Genomic DNA, 20,921 nt, shown 5'->3' with positions numbered 1-20,921 from the left:
ACTCTCTAAGGGCTAGAGACTGCGCCAGCGAAAACTGGAATCCGAAAGGAAGCTCAAGTACATATTTTCACCTGCGGAACGCGGGGAAGAGCTTGGGGACTTGCCCTCAATAGAGGGAGGAATGAACCAAGAAGCCACTCAGTCTTTAGCTGAGTGGTAGTTCACTTTTGTCTCTATTTACTTTTTCCCGGGTTTTTCTACCCAAACTGAATAATTTTTTTTGGTAAGAGAAACGTTTTTATCCTGACCAGTCGTTTATACTTTTGCGTAAAATTTTTTTATATTCTGTATTTTAAATTTGAACGGGGGTTCTAGCATTAAAGTTCTCGGATTGGTGGGTAGTCCTAAAGTCGATGGTAATACCTCAAGACTTGTTAATGCAGTTCTTGAGGGAGCTGCGGAAAAGGGGGCAGAAACTGTAGTCTATAACCTTGCCTCTCTTGATATCAAAGGCTGCGATGCCTGCTATAGGTGCCAGGAGCATGGTTGCTGTGTTATAGATGATGATATGCAGAAACTTTATCGAGAAATTCAAACCGCAGATGTTCTCGTGCTCGGTTCTCCTGTATATATGTGGCAGATGACAGCCCAGACAAAACTCCTTATTGACCGCATGACAGCTTTCTTAAGGCCGGATTTTTCGAGCAGGTTTGACAATAAAAAACTAATCCTTGTCTTTACTCAGGGAATTCAGGATAGGGATGCCTTTAAACCGTATTTCGAATCCACAGCAGGTCTTCTTTACTATCTGGGTTTTGATGTTCTGGATACAATCGTTGCAGCAGGCACGGATAAGCTTGAAGTTGAATTTAGGCCCCAGTTGCTGGATAAAGCAAAGGCCCTTGGGAAATTGGTCTCGGTTTCACACATTCCAGACCCGGAGTGCAGAAAGGTCGAATCAAGCTCGACGCCATCTCTCTGAATTTCCCCGCATCCTTTTTTCTGCCTTTTTCATTTTTTAATTTATTTTTCTTTTTTAAACTTCAAGAAACTCATCCGGATATTCGGCAATCCCGCCGGCCCCTTCAAGAGCTCCTTTCTTTAACTCCAACGCCATAAACGCTTCAACCGGTTCTCCAAAAGGATCTTTTATACCCCACTTTCCTGTCGGCTCAAACCCAAACTTCGGATAATATTCAGGATGCCCGAGGACTATGACAGAATCGTATCCAAGCTGCAGGCAAGCCTTGAGTCCTTCTCTTATGAATTCTCCTCCAATGCCCTGTTTCTGGAACTCAGGCTTAACTGCAATCGGGGCAAGAGAGATTGTGTTTTTTTCCTTTCCTTCCGTAGATCTGATCTTTATCGGAAAAAGAGTATATGACCAGCTATCTTTCCATCAACCTCAGCTACAAGCGAAAGTTCAGGGACAAATTTCGGGTTTTTCCTGAGGGTTTCAACGAGTTTTCCTTCCGCAGGCTGCCCGAAGTCAAGGTTGTTTACTTCGGTTATAGCAGGATAGTCAGGAGGGGTTTCTGGGCGGATTTTAAGGATCATATTAATCACTGCCTCTCTTTTTATAGCTCTATTTTTTCCTTTTAAAGCGCTGGAAAATCTGAAGATAAGGAAACTACAGGAATCATTCTTCAGTAGTATTCAGTAGCAAGATGATTCTGGTTTAAACTATAAAACGGTCTTTTCTTTTATTTCGGATTAATGTCCCCATATTTAGCAGGATTTATATGTTTGATGTATTCTTTTAAATAAAGTTTAAGAAAATCAGTTTTGGTCTTCAATTCTTAAATTTATCTTTCCCACTAAAAAGCTGCAAAACGGAGCCCCCATTCATGATCCCCCTTTTCAATGCAGGAAAAATAGCGCTTGGAAGCATTAAAAGTGCAAAGATGCGTTCGACCCTTACAGTTCTGGGAATCGTTATCGGAGTTGCGGCTGTGATTGCAAACGTGTCCCTTGGGGCAAGCTTCAACCAGCACTTTACGAATGAAGTAAACAACATCGGCTCAAATTTCATTTATATTCAGGGGATGCAGCCAAAGCTTTTTTACGACAATCAGCTGAAGATAGTTGAAAATACGCCCGGGGTGTCCGGGGTTTCGCCTTTGAAGTCCCAGACTGCTGAAGTTACGTACATGTCCGAGACCAAAAGCATCATGATAAGCGGGGTAGGGGGAGATTATGATGAGGTTGCAAATACCCAGCTCGGGGAAGGCACCTTTATTAATGACAATGATGGGTATGTCGCAATTATCGGGCACGATATTGCAAACGAAAAGTTTGGCAGGCCCATTTCAGCCAGAAACTCCATAGATATAACCTTCAGGGTGGGGGAAGACGAGAAAATCACAAAAACCTTCAAGGTTAAGGGAATAATCCAGAACCCGGATAATACCATGGTCCAGGCGTACAACGATAACGAAGCTGTCCTGATCCCTATCGATGTCATGAACGAGATTCTTGGCGAAACGGACTATGGAGGGGTTTTTGCAATGGCTGAAGATCCTGCAGAGATTCAGGAAACCTCAGATGAAGTGGACAGGCGTCTTGCCCGGAGCTTCGGGATTTCCGAAAGGGACCTTGAGGACAAAGATTCGCGGCCCTACATGATGGTGAACCAGGCTGAGGTTTTAGAGCAGACTGACATGATGGCAGCAGCACTCAGCTCTTTCCTGACAGCGGTTGCCCTGATTTCCCTTCTTGTAGGCTCCATAGGGATCATGAACATCATGCTCGTAAGCGTTACCGAAAGGACAAGGGAAATAGGGGTGCTCAAATCTCTTGGCTTCACAGGCTTTGACATCCTTTTTCTTTTCATGATCGAGTCAATCCTGCTTGGAGTCTTCGGGGGTATTCTCGGAGGCGCTCTTGGAATTGCAGGCGCATACAGCGTGGAAACCCTCCTTAACCTGCCTGTGGTCTTCCCGTTAAGCCTGATTGTTGCCGGGTTTCTCGTTGCTGTCGCTGTCGGGTTCGTCTCAGGCGTCTATCCCGCAAGAAAAGCCGCAAAAATGAAGCCTGTGGACTCGCTCAGATACGAATAAGATTCTCTAAACTAACCTCAAATTATTGAAAAAAGAGCTTGAAAATTATCAGGGTCAGAACAAAAAGCCCAAGCCCCATCCGGATAAGAACCTTCCCCCGCTCAAAAGGCTCTCTTCTGGCTTTCACTGCTCCATAACTCAGCTGGCCCAGGCCCGGTCCTACCGGGAATATAAGAGGCCAGGTGTAAACCCAGCTTTCCCAGTTTCCTGTTACGTACTGGTAAAAGAGTAGCAGGCCAAACATGTTAAGAGTCCAGCTGAGAGAGGCAATCCATTCTCCAATCCGACTCTCTGTTTCCAGGGATGTAGCAAAAAGAAACATTCCGGAAACAACAAGATAGAATGGAAAAGTAAATTTCCCCAGGTGGATTTGCATGGAAACTATCAGGCCAAACACCACCGTAAGAAGAAAAAATACAAGGAAAGCTGTTATTATACTGTGGTCTTTTCTTTTCTCCCAGTTTTCCTTCATGGCACCCCAGGCTCGAGAGTTCTTATTCCTGCAATGTAATTCCGGTTGAATCATTATGCACCATCCATTTTATGCACCATTCTTTATAATTATGTAGCATACAATACTCCAATAGCACACAATGCTCTTTCATTCAGGAGAAGTCAGGATTTCCCCTGACCCGAAGGATAATAATATTTCCGGCATAATTGAGTTATATGCATAAAGGGGGTTTGTGACTGGCACAAGATAAAATCGAGAAACCCGAAGAGGAATGGAAAAAGGTTCTCACTTCTGAACAATATCACGTTTTGAGGCAGAAAGGTACCGAGAGGCCCTTTTCGGGGGATCTTTATTATAACAAAGAAAAAGGGGTCTATACCTGTGCTGCCTGCGGGCAGGAACTCTTTTCTTCCGATACCAAGTTCGAGTCAGGGACCGGTTGGCCCAGTTTTTCTGATGTTATTGCCAGCGACAAAGTCAGGCTTCAGGAAGACACCAGCCATTTCATGCGCAGGGTTGAAGTTGTCTGCTCCCGCTGCGGAGGGCATCTGGGGCATGTCTTCGATGACGGGCCGAAACCTACGGGAAAACGCTTCTGCATAAATGCCGTTTCCCTTGACTTCAAGAAGAAACCTGAATAAGGAAAATCCGAAGAAGAATAGTCCGAAGAAGAATAATCCGAAGAAGAATAATCCGAAGAAGAACAATCCGAAGAAGAATAATCCGAAGGGTAAAGTAAGGTCCAAAAGGCCCGAAGGATGAAATCAAGGGAGCTTAAAAGGGGGCTTGAAGAAATCTGAAACCTTCTAAAACACAGGTGGAGCTGGTCGGGTTTATCATCTTTCTGTTTCTTTACCTTGCCCTTTTTAATCTGCTGTTTAGCCTGAAAGGGTATGAATCTCCCGTCTTTGCTCCGGGAACCCTTCTTTTTTCCTTTCTCGGATACTGGCTGGCCGGGTACCTGTACGACAGGTATCTGAAATGATGGTCAGTCTTTTGGAGAGAGCCGGCGGGAAAGCCGGCGGGTCGAAAGATAGCATGATTTATCTGACCTGGGCGAGCATTTCTATATAGAATCTTTATCTATGGGTACTTTCATAAGCTTTATTATAAATTACACCAATTTTCAGGGCAGATGTTCAAAGCAATTATTTTTGATGTGGACGGCGTCCTTGTGGATTCCATGCGTTTTCATGCTGATGCATGGGTTGAAGCTTTCCGGGAAGCAGGGATTTCCATCAAAAGGGAAGATATCTATGAAATCGAAGGTGGAAATGACCGGGGAATAGTCAGATCCATCTTCGAAAAATCAGGAAAAAACCCCGGCCCTGAGGATTTCGAGTCTATTCCCCGAAGAAAGCGGGAAATTCTTGACCTCAGCCTGATAAAGCCTTTTGACGGTGTGGTCAGTTGCCTGGACAAGCTGAGGGATAAGTTCCGGCTCGCCCTGGTCTCAGGTTCAAGCCGTCTGGTTGTGGGGACTGTAATTGAAAATTTCTTTTCCGGCATATTCGAGGTAGTTGTCACGGGTTCGGACGTCGAGAACGGAAAACCTGCTCCTGAGCCTTACCTGAAAGCAGTTGAAAAACTCTCCCTGTCGGAGGATGAGTGCCTGGTTGTGGAAAACGCCCCTATGGGAATCGAAGCTGCAAAAAACGCAGGGCTTTACTGTGTAGCGGTCGCAAGCACACTCGGACCCGAAAGGCTGCAGCATGCAGACCTTGTGTTTGAAAACCATGCTGAGCTTTTCAGGTATTTCAAAAGCCTGATGCACGATTGACCTGATGCATGATTGGTCTGATGCATGATTGGTCTGATGCATGATTGGTCTGATGCATGATTGGTCTGATGCATGATTGGTCTGATGCATGATTGGTCTGATGCATGATTGGTCTGATGCATGATTGGTCTGATGCATGATTGAATTTTATCTCCAGAGCCGGAAAAATTCAATTCAGGCTACATTTAAGGCAAATGTTCGAAAAGGCTGGAAAAGAGGCTTTTCAGGAGGCATCTGGTCCTGCTTCTTTTTCGAGCAGTTCCCTGATGGCTTTTGGTCCGTCCAGCTCGTTTGCAAGCTTGCGGAGCCGCTCGGTCTTATTCCTATACGCTTTGTCTTCCAGGACTTCCCGGATGCATTCCAGAATGACCGCTGGAGGGGTAGAGTAACTTAGTTTTCTTCCGTAGCCCTCTTCTTCGACCACTTCGGCGTTGCTTTCCTGTTCGTTATGCCCCTCGTCCGGGAAAGAGATGATCGGGATTCCGAAACTTAAAGCTTCCATCATTGTGCTGTGCCCTCCGGGGGCGATCACGGCATCGGAACTCTTGAAGTAGGGGAAGGGGTCTTTTATAAACTGGAGTACCTGCACGTTTTCCGGAAGATCAGTGAATTTTGAAGGGTCAAGGCTAGGGCCGGAAATGAGAGTGTAGTGGATGCCGGAATCGAGCTTTGCGGTTTCGAGCACTTTCCTGAAAATCGGTTCCCTGTACCCGAAACCTCCAATAAGGGAGATGATGTGGGGCTTTTTGAGGGAGATTTCTTCAACTTCGTCGTACTTTTTCTGGATCAGGGGGCCGCTGTAAAAAAGTTTTTCCCGGATTTTGTGGGTAAAACTCAGGTTCTTCCTGCAGACCGTGTAGGGGAGGGGATAGTCAGGGATGATTATCCTGTCAACCATCTCGAAGATCTGGTTGTACACCTTTTTGGTCAGTTCCCCGAGAAGTCTTATGGGTACGCCCCTGCTTTTGAAAAACTCTTCCATGTTCGACTGGTTAAGGATTAGGTAAACGGGGAGCTTGAGGGCTTTTGCGGCAAGGATTCCAAGGTAATAACTGTCCGAAACCACGGCATCAGGGCCAATATCTCTGGTTAGCTTCAGGATTTTTGGCCCACCCAGGAGCTGGGCGTTTTTCAAGGTTGCTTCTACCGATCCTGTGAAGTCTAAAGCTCCTGCTTTTCCCACCAGCTTGATTTCCGAGGGAATGTCGTGGGCCTTATAACCTACCTTTTCGATAAGCTCTTTCGAGTATCCATATGCTCCGAAGTGAACCTCATGCCCTGCACTCATCATTTCTTTCCCCAGGGCAAGGCAGCGGCTTGTGTGGCCAAGCCCTTCCCCGCATATAAAAATTATTATTTTCATCAGCACAACTCCTTTTCTTCCGGCTTCAGGACTTCTCACTCAAAGGTTTACTGTCTTCCATCTGTCCACTTTCCTGTAGATGTTGTATTAATGGGCAGATAACTATTCTAAATGATCGGATGCCCAATTAAAATGGGAACGGGCTGCCTGAATTAGTTATACTGTTGACCATTAAAGTCATATGAATGTAGTAAAAATCCGGGCTAAAGGTTTGCGGGCCAAAAAAGTGAAAAGAATCGAACAGTACTGAAATATGCAGAAATGTACTGTGAGAAACAAAAATGTGCAGTATAAAGTAAATGAAACTGGAAAAAGAAAAAATGAGAACTGAGGGCTTATAAGCCGTAGTTCTCTGGAAGGAAGACTTTAACTTCACTCTTGTACTTTGTGAGGCAGTCGTCCATGAATTTGTCCATGTCGTCCGTAAGGGAGTCCAGGGATGCCTTTGCGTCTGCGAGTGCTTTGGTTTCGAACCTGGAGAGTGCGAGTTTGCCTGCAGCACCTTCGCTGACGATGTCACAGCATTCGATTGCAGCGTTCTTTGCTCTGAGGTAGATATCGTTTCCGTCCTTAACAATTGCCTGGCCGACCTTGTATGCGTTGTCGTATGCAAGCACGTAGGACTGGGGGTCTCTGTACCTGTCGGAGAGCATGAAAAGGTCCCTGAGAACTTTTTCGTTCTTGGTTTCAAGAGCAGTGTTCATGAGGGCACAGTCGTATGCGAGGTTCTCGGACCAGCACTGAACTGTGGTACCACCGAATTCACCGTGGTATTCAACGGACTCGTTGGACCAGCAGTCACAGCACTGCATAATGAGGTTACCCATTACGTCGGAGTGAGCGCAGGTGGAAGTCTTACCTTCCTGGGTCATTGGCATACCGGTGATGGCTTTGACAATGATGTTTTCATAGCCGCAGTCCTTTCCGGGGCCAACTGCACCGCATTCGTATGCGACGAGGGATCTGGGGGCGGAAATTGCCCTTGCGATGATTGCGAGGGTGTGGGCAAGGTTCTTGTCGAGCAGCCCGCCGCCGATGAACATTGCGGTGTTTGCCTGGGCGCAGTCGGTGTCACCAGCTGCTACAGTGCCGGTCTTCTTTGCAATTGCTGCAATGTCGGACCAGATCATTTCCATGTCCATGGAGCCGAGGCAGCCGATTGAGTAGAGCATACCGGGGATATCGTTCCTGAGTACGGCGTGGTCGAATACTTCCTTACCACCCATGCTCTCTACGGAAAGCAGGTCTGCACCGGATTTGGCACACTGTTCAAAGGCTTCGAGGAAGACCGAGTACTTGTCGCCTCTGAGCTGGGGGAATTCTCTGTTCTCACGGATGTCACCAATGGTGTGGCGGAGTGCGCACTTTATGCCGTATTCATCGTGGTATTCTTCCATGATGGTTTTCTGGGCGTGTGCAACTTCTGCTCCCCAGGAGGGGTTGTTGGACATCTGCTGAACGTGTTCAGTTTCAAGGATAATTGCTGGGAAACCGACCTGGACCATTCTTGACATAACGTCGGTTGTGATCCTCTCGTATTCCTTTATGAGTTTTTCCTTGGATGCGCCTGCTTCAGGTCTAGGAGCGTAGTTAATTTCAGGAATTGTGTAGCCAGCACCGATCTCAAGGCCAAGGCCTGCCTTTACGGGGTGCTTGGATACACCGAAGCTCATTTCGTCTGCACTTGCATATGCCATTGAAGTGTATCTTGTTGCTGCCATCTCATTCACCTCAGTGCTTGTGGAATTTGTCTCTTAATGCTGCGATATTGTTGGTACCTGCAATGATTGCATCAGCAATCTTGGGGGCGTCAGCTGCTTCTTCACCGTACACACCGAGTGCATACTGGGACACGAAGTCCTGGTTAACTGCGCCGCCACCGCATGCGAATGGAACCTTTAGACCCTTTTCAACGAGCTTGTCGTTAACTTCCTTGAATGCATACATGGTGGTGGTCATGAGTGCAGTACCGGTGACCATGAGAGGCTTGTTTGCAATAACTGATGCAACAACTTCGTCAACAGGGACATCCCTTCCGAGGTCAACCACATCGTAGCCGTTTGCCCTGAGGAGAGCGGTAACGATATTCTTTCCGATGTCGTGAACGTCACCTTCTGCAACGTGGCAGACAACAGTTCCCTTTGTTACAGGGGCAGTTTCGGAGTTTTCCTTACAGAATTCGATACCGTTGAGCATGGCGTCAGCAGACATCATGACGTTAGGGAGGAAAATTACTCCATCATCGTAGAGCTTGGTGACAACGCCCATACCGACCATGAGGGCATCGTCTATGAGGGTGATCGGGTTCTGGCCTGCATCCATTGCTGCCTGGAGACCCTCGATTACATCATCTTCTTCTCCTTCGAAGATGGCTTTTGCAATCGGGTAAACAAATTCGTCTTTAGGATAAAGCTCTTCTGCGGCTTCTTCAGGAGTCATCTCCTTCTCCAGAGCCACATTGTATCTGGTTAATATCTTTTTCAGACTTGCCTCTGTAAAGTCCAACATATTTCTAAACCTCCATTTAGATTATACAAAAAGGTCCTTGACGTTCCGGATCTGCAGTTTTCCGGATTTATAAGGTCTTGGATGTTCCGGTTTTGCCTTTGTAAAGCTTTTTCTTTCTGTGGTAGTACCCTGAGAAACATCTGAAGTTTCTCTATCTTTGAGGATGTAAATTCCAGATTTCTGAAGTACAATACCGGTGAAAGAATTTCTTTCTCCTGTTCCCGGAACTTTTCCTTTTTTATTGTAGCTCATGTCTGCATGCTGACATGTGTTTACAGCGTAATTAGGGGAAATTATCCCATATACCATAACCGACGGAAATTTTTTCCTGATTTTTACAGGGCAACACGGGGTCTGAAATTTTGAGGACAAGATGCTATTTTCGACCCTCGAATCTTTCCAGTTCTTCTCTCCTGATAAAGGAGCTCTAAATTTTTGGGGCAAATCTGGAATCTCCTCCTCAACATTTTTCAGGAAATTTTTATTTTTAAACAATCCAACTTTTTTTAAACAATGTCGTTATTTAGATAAAGCCTATTAAAAATTTCAATGTTCATATTTACTCTTCCAGTCATACATATACATTTAATATCCCTAGTTGGGGTGCCATTATCTTTTTGAACTCTGGCTAATGATGTCGTTTTTCCTTTAAATTCTCCCTCTTCGTCTCACTGATAAAAATATTTTATCTTGCCCATATTGCGTTTTAAATTATTCATCCAAATTCTTTTATATAAATGGACATATCGGTTATCCCCAGTATATGGCGTAAACTCTTCCTCTTATTAAGGTCGTACAGAACCCGAACGGAATGTAAATCTTTATTCGTCCCTGTGCGAACTTTGCGGTGTCACACGATGCAGATATCCTATATTTACAAAAAAAGAGATAGAAGTGGTTTGAATGAAATCTGAGTTAATAGATGTAGTATTTCGTTCCCAGAAAAGAAGAGACCTCCTCTTACTCCTGGGAGAAGAACCCCGAACAATGGAAGAAATTAAAGTCCTTCTCGATGTTTCTCCCACAGCTATCTTACCCCAGATCAAGAGGTTCACGGACAGTAATCTGGTTATTCACAAAAATGGCAGCTATGAATTGACAGATATGGGGGATCAGGTGTTCAAAAAAGTCAGATCCCTTGTTGACGTCCTAACCCTGGTTGAAAAAGACAACTATTGGATTGAACATGACCTGGGTGGAATCCCTCAGTATCTTCTTGGCAGGATAGGGGATCTTAAGGACTGCAAGCTGGTCAAAGCCGATCCCAGCCAGATATTCGAACCGAATACGGAACTTTTGAAGTTCTTTTCATCTTCCTGCTATCTCATGGTTTTTTCATCCTTTTACAGGCCTGAGTTTCTTCCCCTTTATTCAAAGCTCGGAAGGCTTGATTCAGAGGTTTCCCTTATTTTTACGGAATCGGTACTCGAGAAGTTCCTGCACAACTATGAACGGAAAATAAGGAAATTTGCCACTCTGGAGAACACCGAACTTTTCGTCTGTCAGGATGGTGTAAAAATTGCCGAGCTTATTGTCTCTGATCGCGGGATGATGATTTCTCTCTTTGACAGCCAGGGTAGGTTCTATCACGACTATATGTGCTGTTCCGAGCCTCAGGCTATTTCCTGGGCAAGAGAGCTCTTTGATTTCTATAAATCAAGGTCATTAAAGGTCGAGGGTGAGAAGAGCATTGACAGTGTTATATGCACATCCGAAAACGGATCTTTATCGGAATCTATGCTGTTAAGCCTTCACTGATATCTACTGATGTATTAACAGATTTAATACAGGTTTGAAGCTTTAATCCAAAATAAGTAAGGTGACTGAGATTCTCCAGATTTACTGGAATTATTCGAGTTACTGAAATTATTCGAGTTACTGAAATTATTCGAGTTGCTGGAAATTATCCCGGGTAGCTGAAAAATTCCTGTTCAATCCGAAATAACTCCAAATAATCTTAATTAAGACCTTATTTAATCTCAAATTCCTTTCCTGAGGGAGGCTGAATCGAATGAGTATGGAACTGCAGTTAATAGATACTATTTTCTTTTCGGACAAAAGAAAAAATTTGCTTCTATTCCTGAAGAACGGGCCAAAAACGATTGAAGAGATCAAGACTGAGCTTGAAGTCAGTTCTAGCCCTATTATGGCTCAGATCCGTATCCTGATCAAAGACGGGTTGCTGGTGCAGAAAGACGGCAGTTACGAACTCTCTGTAAAAGGGAAGCTTATAGTTCCCAAAATGGAACCCCTCCTCTCCACATTCCGGGTTTTTGATGAAAACCATGATTACTGGGCAAGGCAGAACCTTAGCACCCTTCCTTCTCACCTGCTTGACCGGATCGGGGAGCTTGGCAAGTGTATGGAGCTTGTGCCTGAGAGAACTCATATCTTTGATTACCCTCCTGAAATCATGGACCCCCTTTACAGATCAAAAACGGTCATGGAAGTCTCTTCGTTTTTCCGCCCGGGGTATCCGGGTCTCTATCTGGACCTTGCGAATAAAGGAGTAGAAGTTTCTCTGGTTCTGGAAAAACCCATATACAGGAAACTGGTTTCCGATCACAGACAGGAGGCCGGAGAGTTCCTAAAAATGGAAAATACGCAGATCTTTGTCTGTGACAATAAAATCGAACTTGCTTCCAGCCTTGTTACGGACCGCTTTATCTCGATATCTATGATCTCAAAGGACGGAAGGTACTATAACCATGAAATGGTGAGCTTTGAAAAAAGCGCTCTTGAATGGGGGAAGGAACTTTTCAACTATTACAGGGAAATGTCTGAGCAGATTACACAGGTTTGAACAGATTATACAAATTTACTTTTTTTCGATTCTAAAAATTAAAGTAGCCTCAAAGCCTAACTTTCTTTACCATGATAAAGCGATGTCTGCCTCCGGTCCTTGACGAAAACACCGAGATCCTTATTCTGGGGTCTCTCCCGAGTGACGAGTCCATCCGCAAACAGCAGTACTACGGAAACCCGGGCAACGACTTCTGGAGGCTGGTCGGCTGCGCAATCGGAGAAAACCTTCAGGATATGGATTATAAAACGAGGCTTGAGACTCTGAAACGCAACAGAATCGGGTTATGGGATGTGTTTAAAGCCGGAAGCCGGGATGGAAGCCAGGACTCAAAAATCAAGGACGAAGAAATAAACGATTTTTCATGTCTGAATAAAAGGGTTCCGGAGCTGAAGCTTGTCTGTTTCAACGGCAAAAAATCAGGGGAATATGAACCTTTCCTGAGAAAAATGGGCTATGAGACTAAAGTCCTGCCCTCTTCAAGCGGGATGAACCGAAGATTTTTTAAAATTAGGGAATCTGAGTGGGAAGCTGCTCTTAAGCGCTAAAAGCTGTTCCTGTCAGCCACCTCACTTTTTCCCACGGGTTCGAATACTGTGGTTTTCGTTCCCAGAGCGAACCTTAAAATGTGAATTCCGGGGATTAGTCGGTCTTTATAGCTCCTATGGGGCAGGCTTCTTCACAGGCTCCGCAGTCCACACATTCATCTTCGTCTACAACTGCATAGCCTTCATTTTCGTCAATAATGATTGCTTCTACAGGGCACTCTTCCACACAGGTCCCGCAGCCTGTACATTCCTCTTTGTTGATTTTTGCTGGCATGAATTTTTACTCCTTTGCTTTGTTGAAGTATAATCTGGTTCTTCCTTTCTATTCCTTTTTATTTATATATTTATGTGCCAGCTCATCCTTGTCATTTTTACCTGGTGATGGAATTTCCTTGCCTGAGCTGCAAATCCGTCCCTTTTTTCGGTACTCTTTTTAGGAAAGTTCTCTCCATTTTTTGTTCCATTTTGAGATATTGGGGATAAATTTTTTGTATACATCTAATTGTTTTTTACGTTGTCCCCAAACTGTCAAACATAATTTGACTAAACATATAAAAAAATATAATCCAAAATTCCGTCTCAATTGTTCTTGAAGATGGGACTCTCTTTCAACATAAAAGTTAAGCTTTCAAACTTAATTCTGCCTTTTATTGCTTATTTGATGACTTTGTCCAGTGTCCGTGTTCTATCCATTTTACTGAAGTGTATGTATTAAACATATTATTAAATTTTAATATATCTTTATAAAATAAAAGAGTATATCTTCTACTGAAAAAGTCTTAAACTCTCTCACAAAATTAAATATCACGATCCTGGTGCATTACATGGACATAACCATAAAAGATCAAAGCCGTAGGGGCCTGGCTAGGGGGATAATTCGCCATTCATCGATTTATTTCCTTATTTTTCTGATTATAGTTTTTACTACCTTTGCAATTGGCTGCATTGAAGATGAGCCCTCTCAAAATGTGTCTGATACTCCTCTGGGTGATCAAAACAGTTCCGAACCCAGCATAGATGAAAATATCGAGAAAACGCTGGTGGGACACCAGATCGTATACTATGACATCGCCGGTGAGCCCAGGTATTACAACATCTCCAAAAAAGACATCCGTAATATTGAAAAGTCCGAATCGAACGGGGAAGTAGTATGGATCGCAACGGTCGGATATGGGATGCAATGGGAGATACACCTGAACAGTACCGGTGAATCGATCCTTGAAGAAATTCAATTATTCAGGACCTGAAGAAGGTGTTAGTATAAAAACGAGAATATATATCTTCTTATTATCTATATTCTTATTATCTATATTCTTATTATCCACAACCGGAATCGCAGGCTCGGATGAATTCCATTCGTGTAATGTGACCATTTCTAACGAGCAGGTAAACATCGGACAAATTCCTGTAAACAAAGAAACCCTATTTGCAGCAAAATACGGGCCTGACTGGAACGTTTCGATAGATAGGGACTCAAACCTGCCGAGGAGAATTGTAGGAAGCAGTATAGAACTTACAGGAGTTTCCGAGAAGGCAGAGCCGGAAGTCAGGAAATTCATTGCTGATAACAGCCGGATCTTCGGCCTGGATTCCGTAGAACTGGAGCTTATAAAAGATGACCATGACTGCTCGCTGGATGGAAACGGCAGTGGTATAAGCAACATTGTCTACCGGCAGTTGTACAGGGGGATCCCCGTATATTCCTCCAGGATTGGTGCCACTGTAAACGACGGAAAGCTTGTGGCCCTGGATTCCAGCTACTTTCCTGATATAAAGGCTCCGACGGAAGTGTCAATAAATGAAACCCAGGCTCTCTCTGCCGTGGGCAGTGACCTTGGTATTGATATTGCATTTCCTGCTGTACCATTGAGTTCGGTCTCGCTGGAAGAACTTTCCGGGCCGGAATCCGGAACTGCCTCTGAGAAAAAAGCTGCCAAAGCAGAGCAGGTCTCCCTTGTAATCTATCCTGTGGAAAATGAAGGTAGCTATGAATACCATCTTGCCTACAAAATCGAACTGACTCCTCTCAGGGATCCCCTGAGCGCCTGGGTTTATTTCGTGGATGCAAATGACGGGCAGATCCTGTACAGGTATGACAGGATGATTTCCCTTACTGTTAACGGAAATGTGACCGGTACAGTGTACCCCGAATGCCCTGCTGACACTCCTATTAATGTTCCTTTCCGGAACCAGAGGGTGTTTACGTTCAACGAAGCAAATGAATCAAATAACGCCCTTTATTCTGGTAAATTTTACAATGACATCGGTTACGCGGTAACTTCCAATCCTATCGACCTGACAGATGCGGTCAATTCCAGGTTCAATTTCAGCACAAGATACGATATCGAATTAGATTATGATTATACATATGCGATTATTTCGGAAGACGGGAATTTATTTTATTCCATAGGAAACTTTACCGGAAGCCAGGATTCCTGGGCCGACGAGTCCATAGACATATCAGCCTATGACGGGAAACAGGTCTGGATAGGGTTTTTTTACGACACTGATGAAGCTGTTCTAGGGGACGGTTTCTACGCAGACAACATTACAATCTCCAGTGAAAGCGGGGTTGCATTTGCAGATGATCTGGAAAAAGGGGATGGAAACTGGATATTTAATAAATTTTATCTTATGAACACACTTCTTAATCCGATAACGACAACGGATGGGGACGGCTCCTATAACATCACAGGTCTGGAAGGAGGCATTAACCTGTATTCAGAGCTCAGTGGGCCTTATGTGAAGGTTGTCAATGAGGATGAAACAGATGCCTTTGTGGAATTTAACCTGACCTCGCCAACATACGACTGGAACTGGGCTGATGTGGATACGTCCTATAAAAGGGAGGAGTCCAATGTATTCTACCATGTTAATGTCATCCATGACTTTTTCACAAAGGGAAGCCCCTTTAACATAAACTCCATGGACTATCAGGCAATTGCCGCCGTAGAGTACGGGTCGGAAAGCGGGAATGCATTTTCGGACGGGACAAACATCTATTTATATGGAGCAGGAGGCGCGTATGAATCTACAGCTGTTCTCAGTGATGTTACCTACCACGAGTATACGCATAGTGTTGTTAGGCATGTCTATACTACAGATCTGCCGTATACGGGTGAATCCGGAGCCCTTAATGAAGGCTGGGCAGATTATTTTGCATGCACGGTGAACAACAATTCTATAGTGGGGGAAGGATACTACATTAACAGTGGCAATGGTATTAGAAACGTAAATAATACCTATCGGTACCCTTACGATATAGTTGGCGAAGTCCATGCTGATAGCCGGATTATTTCGGGCGCTATGTGGGACCTCCGTGAGCTTCTGGGCGCTGAGCTTGCTGATGAGCTGGTCCTCAGGGGCATGAAACTCGAGCCCCATGCCTTTCAGGAATACCTTGAAGATATACTGATAGTCGATGATGACAATGCCGACCTGAACGATGGGACGCCTCATATCAATGCTATCTTTAAAGCATTTTATGTAAACCACGGAATAGATTCGGAATACTTCTATCTCGTTGCCCCGGAAGTTTCCGGAGAGTGTCCCTTAAGCGGTTCATTTTCCTCCAACAACACAACGACTATAGCTGCCAATATAACAGATTTGATCGATATAGACTCTTCATCCATTTGCATGACGGTTAATGGGGAACCTGCTTCACTAAAAAATACCGAAATAAATAACGGTTATAGGGTCGAACACATCCCTTCCATACCATATGGAGACGGGGAAGTTACGGTTTGTTTAAATGCCCTGGATGCCGCGGAAAACGATATTTCCCACAGCTGGTCATTTTTCGTAGATACAAAATCCCCTATCTCAAATGCTCCGGAGGACATGGAATTTTCAGCAAACAGAACCGCGTACTTCACTGGCTGGAGGCTTTTTGACTCGTATCCGGGATACTATTGGGTCTTATGTGACGGGGAACAGGTTATACCCCCTGTGCAGTGGGCAAATGGCACGAATCTCTCAGTTCCGGTGAATACCGATCTCGGGACTGGAGATTTTAACTACACCATAATATACAACGATACTGCCGGAAATTATGGCGTGCAGGACACTGTTATCATAACCATCAATTACTTCCAGGCTCCGGCAATCAACATAATCTCCCCGGTAGAAGGATATTCAACGACATCTGATTCAGTAACGGTTTTTGGAACCGTAAACAGCACAGGATCATTATTCTTGGTTACCGTAAACGGGGTTGATGCAGACCTCTCCCTTGAAGGTTTCAATGGCATATTCACAAAAACAGTGCCTCTCTCCCCGGGCATAAACGCAATATATGCAAATGTCACCGATGAACGAGGAGCCACAAACAAAACTTCCATAAACGTCACAAGAACATCACCTTCAACAGGCAGTGGCGGAAGCAGCGGTGGAAGTGGTGGAAGTGGCGGTAGCAGTGGAAGTAGTAGTGGAAGTAGCGGCGGTGGCGGTGGCGGTGGCGGTGGATCTCCTGAGCTCCAGAGTAATGTAGAGATCAAAGAACTTGCCCAGCAGTTCGTGACAAATGGAAACCGTATCAGGTTCGAGTTCAGTCGGGAAGTCACTCCTGTAGTTTATTTGGAATTTGATGCCAAAAAAAGTTTTGGAAAAGTCACAACCATTATTGAAGAACTGAAGGAGAGGTCCGTCCTGATTCCTGCCGAACCTGAAGGAGAAATCTATAAACACTTTAACATATGGGTTGGAAACGGCGGTGTAGCAACCCCGGAAAATGTCGGCAACCCCGTCATCGGGTTTAAGGTGGAGAAATCCTGGTTGGAGGAAAATGATATTTTAGAATCCTCTATCGAACTGAGAAGGTATAATGGTTATGTATGGTACTTACTCCTCCCGGAGAAGGTCAAGGAAGACGATGAATATGTTTATTTCGAGGCCGAAACCCCTGGTTTCTCACATTTTTCCATAACAGGTGTTACACAGGAGGGGTCCGGAGTACAGAAAAGCACTCTGGAACTGGTTCCTAAGGAAAACCTCACCGATGCTTCAACCGGGACCGGTGCTTCAGCCGGAATCGGTGGACAGCCTGTATCCGATGAGGGGAATGCGGCAGGCCTGGATTTTAGATTTGTAGTGATGCTGCTTGCCTGTGCATTCCTGGTTGTGAGGAGGAGAAGCTGATGCTTCCCTTCCTATTATTTATTCCCAAAAAATTTGTGAATTTAAATCCCGAATACAGGGACAAGCTTTTGTATGTAATTTCCCTGATGAAACCGACATTCTTTCCTGAATTAGCTTTCCTCTGGCTGAGAAGAGCATCTTCCCATAAGCTGCTCATATGTCTATGATTCTGTCTTTCCCCAGCATATCAAGGATTTCAAGCAGCTTTCTTTTGAGTCTGTTCTTTTCCCGGATTTCGCTGAGATAAGACTCCCACCCGGCTTTTTGTCCCCCGGCTTCCATAGCATTTCTGACCATCCGGAGATAGATAGAGGCAGATTCGTATGCGTCTACTTTTGTCCTGGAAATGAGCTCCTCTGCAATCGTTTTCCATATCTCTATCGCAATTTCCGGATATTTCTCCTGTACGGTGCGGGCAATTTTCTCTCTTCGGGTAAAATACCGGTATTCTCCCTTTTTTTCCCTCATTTTTAGCTTTTTGTACCATCTGGCCACTTCATCGGGATTCTCTTCTTCGATGGCGATGTCGATCAAAAGTTCAAAGGCAGGCGCATCAATTTTTGAGAACGAATCCCTATTCATCAGCCCTGTATTTGGAAGGATCCCGGGCAGGCTTGAGGGGTCTTCGCCGGGGCTGGCCCTGTCTGCGGGAAGGTTTCCGTTTTCCAGGTGCTCATGGACAGCTTCCCGGACTTCTTCCCATACCCCAGCTTTTTTTGCTGATTCTCGCAGGTCTGTGTAAAATTGCAGCGAAGGGTATCTGAAAAACTCTTCTGCATGTAAAGCTGCTACAAAGAGCCAGTTCTCTTCTTTTTCCTTGATTTCGAGGAGGATCCGGAAGAGTTCATAGGCAGTCTCCGGGGAAGATTTCCTTAAGTCATAGCTTCTGGCTTCTTCTCAGAGCTCTTCCAGTTCGGTGTATATGTCCCCTACCGTCCCCTCCGTATCCCCCGATGCAAGGTTCAGCATGTCCCGCAGGTGCCTGGAAAGCAGGGAATCCCTGTCTGATAAATTCATCAGAAGGTCAATAAGTTCCTCTTTTTCCATCTGCTCCAGGGACTCCTTCAGCTCTGTCCGGAAAACCTGATGTGAATCCCGGGTCTCCCCGTCTTTCAGGGCAGGTCCCTGTCTGGCCATAAGAATGAGTGGGTCCCCTTCGGCAGCAACGAGAACTTCTTCTCCCTGCTCTACGAGTTCAAGGTATTCAAGTACAGTAGCAACCCCGTGTTTGCAGTCATGTTCAACCGGACAGGTGCAGGTGGAACTAAGTTCCCCGTTTTCCAGAGAAACCTCTGTGAAATATGTTTTCGTCCCCTGTACCCGGGCTATGAGGCTGTCTTCCGGGGTTCGCTTAATCTCCTTTACCCTTTCTTCGTCCTGGTACTTCATCCCTTTTGCAGTCGCCTTTCCTCCTGCCCAGTCCTGCAGGTCACTCCACCTGAGTTCTTTGAAGGGGTCGGCATCCTTGCTTTCTGATGGCATAAACTACTATTTCGTCAACGTAATATAAAAATGGGAATTACGAGTCGGTTTTATAGAACCGGGTTCTGAAAGGGAGTTTAGAACTAGAGGGGGATTTTTCAAGACAGATGACTTCTGGTAAAGTGATTTCTGGTAAGGTGATCTCTGAGAAATAGTGGAGCGAGCCTTCAAGGTTCAAACTTATAGCCTCTACGTATGAAGGCGGTTTTCAAATATTGATTATGAGTTTCATAACTATTTGGAGATAGTAAATACTACTCATAAAATATATGGACTAATCAAGAAAACAAACGGCTCTGTAATAAAAACTGTACCTTAATTGTTAGCCGATAAAATTGGAATCAATCTGTATACAATATACATAATGAGTATAAGTGTACAGATTCCTAATACCTGTGTTTCGGTATCAATTTTAAACATACTTAAAATACGGCGTCTTCTTATAAATATTTACTCTGTATAGTTCCTATACTGTGGGGTTAAAAGTTTTTATACTTCCCTACACACTTAAATACTTCCTCTATTTATACTTCTAGTTAATATATATATAATTAGGGGATCGATTGGTTATGGCCTTAGTAGACACCGATTTAACTCATATGGGGCATGTAGACTCCACTAAAAATTTTGTTGAGAATGCCGGTCAAGCAGCAAAAGAGATAAGCTGGCTAATAGATGACCTTCCAGTAACTGTTTTCAGAGTCTCTAATGAATCTTCGTGGCCTATACGTTACATAAGTAAAAATGTGGAACAACTCACCGGTTATTCTACAATTGATTTTATTTCTCAAAGATTATCCTGGGCAAATATTATTTTTCCAGAGGATATTCCTGTAATCGATAAGGCTATAGAGAAAGCGATGAGAAACAAAACTCCTTATCAGGTTGAATACCGGATCAAAAAATCCGATGGAGATAAAGTATTCATTCAGGAACAGGCTAACCTGGTGAACGATGACCACGGAAACGTGGTTTATATTGACGGTGTGTTTCTGGACGTAACCCCTCAAATAAAACGGAGGGAAGACTCTCAAAGGGTAATTGTTAGCAGCATTCCAGCACCATCACTTGCATTTTATATCGACACTTCTGGAAAAATAAAGTACATTAATGATTACTTTTTGGAAGTCTGTAAGTTTAGAACTGCGGACGAAGCTGTCGGGAAATCTCCTTACGAATTATTAGATACTAAGTCCAAAAAAACGCTTGCTGAGAAAGTAATGGAAACCGGAGAAGGCGTTTATAATCGAGAAATAACTTTTAAATTTAAGGCTTTAGACAAACCCCTGTTTACAGTGCTCTCAGCTGTGCCGATAAAAGATGAGACTGGTGTTATCGTTGGTAGTCTCACAGTCATAACTGATCTGACCGAGATGAAAGACAGAGAAAAAGAGGTTAAGGACCTTTTAGATTACACCAACATTTGTCTGAAAGATCTTGGGGAGGGTATCAGAGGAGTTAGTGAGGGGGACCTTGATGCTCATCTGGAGAAGCTAAAGGACGACGACTTTGGTGACACCTTTGACGAATTCAATAAGCTTGTCATTAATCTGAAATCTGTTATTGAAACTATATTGAATGACATGCTCACAACTCTGGAAGAAGCCCGGCAGTCCGAAGAAGCTGTCGGCCAGATGAATATGGGTATGCAACAAATTTCAACGGCCTCCGAACAGATTGCAACTGGTTCAGAGAACCTTTCGAGACATGCAGGCACAGCAGCTTCGGATATAAAAGCTTCTGAAATAATTTTCAAAAAGCTCAGCGAATCTTCCACTAAATCTTCCAGCTATGCTTCCCAGGCAGGAAAAACCAGTGACGAAGCCCAGGGTCTCAGTAATATGG

General features: G+C 44.4%; 21 protein-coding genes. 11 read left to right on the top strand and 10 right to left on the bottom strand.

What is annotated here, in order from left to right:
* Positions 1-298: 298 nt before the first annotated feature.
* Positions 299-922 carry a flavodoxin family protein gene (locus tag EO92_RS04360; protein WP_235283180.1) on the top strand — a complete coding sequence of 208 codons (624 nt, stop codon included), beginning with the start codon at positions 299-301 and terminating at the stop codon, positions 920-922.
* A 54-nt stretch (positions 923-976) separates the two neighbouring features.
* Here the strand turns inward: EO92_RS04360 and EO92_RS18220 are convergent, their stop codons facing one another.
* Positions 977-1,267: a GNAT family N-acetyltransferase gene (locus tag EO92_RS18220; RefSeq protein WP_369793119.1), complete on the bottom strand. Its 291-nt coding sequence runs from the start codon at positions 1,265-1,267 to the stop codon at positions 977-979.
* A gap of 35 nt (positions 1,268-1,302) precedes the next feature.
* Entirely contained in the window at positions 1,303-1,497 is a 195-nt protein-coding gene (locus tag EO92_RS18215) for a GNAT family N-acetyltransferase (RefSeq protein ID WP_052734268.1), read from the bottom strand.
* A gap of 290 nt (positions 1,498-1,787) precedes the next feature.
* Between EO92_RS18215 and EO92_RS04350 the strand changes: the two genes are divergently transcribed.
* Positions 1,788-2,999: an ABC transporter permease gene (locus EO92_RS04350; RefSeq protein ID WP_048169583.1), complete on the top strand. Its 1,212-nt coding sequence runs from the start codon at positions 1,788-1,790 to the stop codon at positions 2,997-2,999.
* Positions 3,000-3,021: 22 nt separating this feature from the next.
* On the opposite strand, the gene EO92_RS04345 is transcribed toward EO92_RS04350, so the two are convergent.
* The gene (locus tag EO92_RS04345; protein ID WP_048169581.1) at positions 3,022-3,471 is read right to left on the bottom strand and encodes a hypothetical protein; all 450 of its coding nucleotides are present in this window, start codon (positions 3,469-3,471) and stop codon (positions 3,022-3,024) included.
* Between the two features lie 218 nt (positions 3,472-3,689).
* Here EO92_RS04345 and msrB point away from each other — a divergent pair, with 218 nt between their 5' ends.
* The 3 genes from msrB (at position 3,690) to EO92_RS04330 (ending at position 5,233) form a co-directional block, all read left to right on the top strand.
* Entirely contained in the window at positions 3,690-4,094 is a 405-nt protein-coding gene (msrB, locus tag EO92_RS04340) for a peptide-methionine (R)-S-oxide reductase MsrB (RefSeq protein WP_048132706.1), read from the top strand.
* Positions 4,095-4,270: 176 nt separating this feature from the next.
* A complete protein-coding gene (locus tag EO92_RS04335; protein WP_235283179.1) occupies positions 4,271-4,438 on the top strand; it encodes a hypothetical protein in 168 nt (55 codons plus the stop codon).
* A 150-nt stretch (positions 4,439-4,588) separates the two neighbouring features.
* Positions 4,589-5,233, top strand: coding sequence for an HAD family phosphatase (locus EO92_RS04330; protein ID WP_048169580.1), 645 nt, complete (start codon positions 4,589-4,591; stop codon positions 5,231-5,233).
* Between the two features lie 223 nt (positions 5,234-5,456).
* On the opposite strand, the gene EO92_RS04325 is transcribed toward EO92_RS04330, so the two are convergent.
* From EO92_RS04325 to EO92_RS04310, 4 genes are all read right to left on the bottom strand, one after another.
* Positions 5,457-6,596: a UDP-N-acetylglucosamine--N-acetylmuramyl-(pentapeptide) pyrophosphoryl-undecaprenol N-acetylglucosamine transferase gene (locus tag EO92_RS04325; protein ID WP_048169589.1), complete on the bottom strand. Its 1,140-nt coding sequence runs from the start codon at positions 6,594-6,596 to the stop codon at positions 5,457-5,459.
* Between the two features lie 335 nt (positions 6,597-6,931).
* Positions 6,932-8,317, bottom strand: a complete 1,386-nt coding sequence (gene mtaB / locus EO92_RS04320; RefSeq protein ID WP_048132711.1) for a methanol--corrinoid protein co-methyltransferase MtaB — start codon at positions 8,315-8,317, stop codon at positions 6,932-6,934.
* Between the two features lie 10 nt (positions 8,318-8,327).
* On the bottom strand, positions 8,328-9,104 hold the full coding sequence (gene mtaC, locus EO92_RS04315; RefSeq protein WP_048132713.1) for a methanol--corrinoid protein MtaC: 777 nt from the start codon (positions 9,102-9,104) through the stop codon (positions 8,328-8,330).
* A gap of 21 nt (positions 9,105-9,125) precedes the next feature.
* Positions 9,126-9,599, bottom strand: coding sequence for a hypothetical protein (locus EO92_RS04310; protein WP_048162827.1), 474 nt, complete (start codon positions 9,597-9,599; stop codon positions 9,126-9,128).
* A gap of 408 nt (positions 9,600-10,007) precedes the next feature.
* Between EO92_RS04310 and EO92_RS04305 the strand changes: the two genes are divergently transcribed.
* The 3 genes from EO92_RS04305 (at position 10,008) to EO92_RS04295 (ending at position 12,455) form a co-directional block, all read left to right on the top strand.
* On the top strand, positions 10,008-10,862 hold the full coding sequence (locus EO92_RS04305) for a winged helix-turn-helix domain-containing protein (RefSeq protein ID WP_200896733.1): 855 nt from the start codon (positions 10,008-10,010) through the stop codon (positions 10,860-10,862).
* A 253-nt stretch (positions 10,863-11,115) separates the two neighbouring features.
* Positions 11,116-11,907, top strand: coding sequence for a winged helix-turn-helix domain-containing protein (locus EO92_RS04300; RefSeq protein WP_048132719.1), 792 nt, complete (start codon positions 11,116-11,118; stop codon positions 11,905-11,907).
* Between the two features lie 71 nt (positions 11,908-11,978).
* On the top strand, positions 11,979-12,455 hold the full coding sequence (locus EO92_RS04295) for a DNA-deoxyinosine glycosylase (RefSeq protein ID WP_048169578.1): 477 nt from the start codon (positions 11,979-11,981) through the stop codon (positions 12,453-12,455).
* A gap of 94 nt (positions 12,456-12,549) precedes the next feature.
* On the opposite strand, the gene EO92_RS04290 is transcribed toward EO92_RS04295, so the two are convergent.
* Entirely contained in the window at positions 12,550-12,729 is a 180-nt protein-coding gene (locus EO92_RS04290; RefSeq protein WP_048132723.1) for a 4Fe-4S binding protein, read from the bottom strand.
* A 550-nt stretch (positions 12,730-13,279) separates the two neighbouring features.
* Between EO92_RS04290 and EO92_RS04285 the strand changes: the two genes are divergently transcribed.
* Both EO92_RS04285 and EO92_RS16645 read left to right on the top strand, forming a co-directional pair.
* Positions 13,280-13,702 carry a hypothetical protein gene (locus tag EO92_RS04285; RefSeq protein ID WP_048169577.1) on the top strand — a complete coding sequence of 141 codons (423 nt, stop codon included), beginning with the start codon at positions 13,280-13,282 and terminating at the stop codon, positions 13,700-13,702.
* The gene (locus EO92_RS16645) at positions 13,674-17,594 is read left to right on the top strand and encodes a PGF-pre-PGF domain-containing protein (protein ID WP_235283178.1); all 3,921 of its coding nucleotides are present in this window, start codon (positions 13,674-13,676) and stop codon (positions 17,592-17,594) included. The genes EO92_RS04285 and EO92_RS16645 overlap by 29 nt, the downstream gene beginning before the upstream one ends.
* A 153-nt stretch (positions 17,595-17,747) precedes the next feature.
* Here the strand turns inward: EO92_RS16645 and EO92_RS18445 are convergent, their stop codons facing one another.
* Positions 17,748-18,176, bottom strand: a complete 429-nt coding sequence (locus tag EO92_RS18445; protein WP_048169576.1) for a hypothetical protein — start codon at positions 18,174-18,176, stop codon at positions 17,748-17,750.
* A 315-nt stretch (positions 18,177-18,491) separates the two neighbouring features.
* A complete protein-coding gene (locus EO92_RS18440) occupies positions 18,492-19,076 on the bottom strand; it encodes an SWIM zinc finger domain-containing protein (RefSeq protein ID WP_048162835.1) in 585 nt (194 codons plus the stop codon).
* A 569-nt stretch (positions 19,077-19,645) separates the two neighbouring features.
* Here EO92_RS18440 and EO92_RS04260 point away from each other — a divergent pair.
* The coding region (locus EO92_RS04260) for a PAS domain-containing protein (protein ID WP_048169572.1) at positions 19,646-20,921 on the top strand (1,276 nt) is incomplete at its 3' end.

This window comes from Methanosarcina sp. 2.H.A.1B.4 (assembly GCF_000979385.1).
Lineage (GTDB): Archaea > Halobacteriota > Methanosarcinia > Methanosarcinales > Methanosarcinaceae > Methanosarcina.
Note: the sequence above shows the minus strand (reverse complement) of the source record. Positions and strands in the feature narration are given on the sequence as shown.

Coding starts and splice junctions, on each gene's coding strand:
- EO92_RS04345 (WP_048169581.1), bottom strand. CDS start 3,471: ATGAAGGAAAACTGGGAGAAAAGAAAAGACCACAGTATAATAACAGCT.
- EO92_RS18440 (WP_048162835.1), bottom strand. CDS start 19,076: ATGCCATCAGAAAGCAAGGATGCCGACCCCTTCAAAGAACTCAGGTGG.
- EO92_RS04330 (WP_048169580.1), top strand. CDS start 4,589: ATGTTCAAAGCAATTATTTTTGATGTGGACGGCGTCCTTGTGGATTCC.
- mtaC (WP_048132713.1), bottom strand. CDS start 9,104: ATGTTGGACTTTACAGAGGCAAGTCTGAAAAAGATATTAACCAGATAC.
- EO92_RS18215 (WP_052734268.1), bottom strand. CDS start 1,497: ATGATCCTTAAAATCCGCCCAGAAACCCCTCCTGACTATCCTGCTATA.
- EO92_RS04295 (WP_048169578.1), top strand. CDS start 11,979: ATGATAAAGCGATGTCTGCCTCCGGTCCTTGACGAAAACACCGAGATC.
- EO92_RS04305 (WP_200896733.1), top strand. CDS start 10,008: ATGAAATCTGAGTTAATAGATGTAGTATTTCGTTCCCAGAAAAGAAGA.
- EO92_RS04285 (WP_048169577.1), top strand. CDS start 13,280: ATGGACATAACCATAAAAGATCAAAGCCGTAGGGGCCTGGCTAGGGGG.
- EO92_RS04290 (WP_048132723.1), bottom strand. CDS start 12,729: ATGCCAGCAAAAATCAACAAAGAGGAATGTACAGGCTGCGGGACCTGT.
- EO92_RS04300 (WP_048132719.1), top strand. CDS start 11,116: ATGAGTATGGAACTGCAGTTAATAGATACTATTTTCTTTTCGGACAAA.
- mtaB (WP_048132711.1), bottom strand. CDS start 8,317: ATGGCAGCAACAAGATACACTTCAATGGCATATGCAAGTGCAGACGAA.
- EO92_RS04325 (WP_048169589.1), bottom strand. CDS start 6,596: ATGAAAATAATAATTTTTATATGCGGGGAAGGGCTTGGCCACACAAGC.
- EO92_RS18445 (WP_048169576.1), bottom strand. CDS start 18,176: ATGAATAGGGATTCGTTCTCAAAAATTGATGCGCCTGCCTTTGAACTT.
- EO92_RS04350 (WP_048169583.1), top strand. CDS start 1,788: ATGATCCCCCTTTTCAATGCAGGAAAAATAGCGCTTGGAAGCATTAAA.